Source organism: Pseudomonadota bacterium, from assembly GCA_040752895.1.
GTDB lineage: Bacteria > Pseudomonadota > Alphaproteobacteria.
Genome location: JBFMHN010000025.1, coordinates 1 through 1051 on the forward strand (window position 1 = coordinate 1; position 1051 = coordinate 1051).

General features: G+C 61.4%; 1 protein-coding gene. It reads left to right on the forward strand.

All coding sequences use genetic code 11. The features are described 5' to 3' along the window. Positions 1-112: 112 nt before the first annotated feature. Positions 113-925, forward strand: a complete 813-nt coding sequence (locus tag AB1781_11450) for a cytochrome c oxidase subunit 3 (protein ID MEW5705181.1) — start codon at positions 113-115, stop codon at positions 923-925. Positions 926-1051: the final 126 nt, after the last annotated feature.

Consider the following 1051-nt stretch of genomic DNA (forward strand, 5'->3'; position numbering starts at 1 on the left):
CGCAGCACGCCAACGCGGTTGCCGGCGCCGGCGGCGGCCTCAGGGAATAGGCAGATTTTATGTTTGGGAAACAGAGAGTGAAAGATTTCGGGTATCTTGGAGGACTAAATCAATGACCACCCACGCCGGAAGCCATCCCCACCCTTACCACCTGGTTGATCCAAGCCCGTGGCCGATCGTCGGGTCCATCTCGGCGGCGCTGACGTTCGGCGGCGCCGTCTACTTCATGCATAGCGACCGCACGCTGATGGATGCCGCGGTCATGCTCGCGGGCTTTCTCGGCGTCCTCTACACGATGGTGCGCTGGTTTTCGGACGTCGTGCGGGAAGGCGAACACCAAGGCCACCACACGCCGGTCGTCCAGATTGGGCTGCGCTTCGGCATGGCGCTTTTCATCATGTCCGAGGTTCTTTTTTTCGCGGCTTTCTTCTGGGCCTATTTCAACGCGTCGCTGTTCCCGACGGAACAGATTGGCAGCGTCTGGCCGCCGAACAACATCAAGGTGTTCGATCCCTGGAGCATTCCCTTCCTCAACACGGTCATTCTGCTTTCCTCGGGCGGCACGGTGACGCTTGCCCACCATGCGCTGCGGGGCAATAAGCGCGCACAGCTGATCGGTTGGCTGGCGGTCACCATTGCGCTGGGCATCACCTTCACGGCGTTTCAGGCTTATGAATACAGCCACGCGCCCTTCCGCTTCGTGGACGGGGTCTATCCCTCGACCTTCTTCATGGCGACCGGTTTCCACGGTTTCCACGTGATCGTCGGAACGCTCTTCCTGTCCGTCATGCTGCTCCGGGCGATCCTTGGGCACTTCAAGCCGGACCACCATTTCGGCTTCGAAGCCGCCGCCTGGTACTGGCACTTTGTCGACGTGGTGTGGCTGTTCCTGTTCACCTGCGTCTATTGGTGGCCAGCGGCGTAAGGGGGCAGTCGGCACGCAAATGGCCGAAGGCTTCACGCCGATCCCCTCGCCGATACGCGCCGGCCTTGCAAGGCGCTGCCCGCGCTGCGGGAAAGGCAAACTCTTCCAGGCCTATCTCAAGGTCGC

What these genes read in the sequence shown, in the direction of transcription:
- AB1781_11450 (MEW5705181.1), top strand. Translation starts at nt 113, where the DNA reads ATGACCACCCACGCCGGAAGCCATCCCCACCCTTACCACCTGGTTGAT.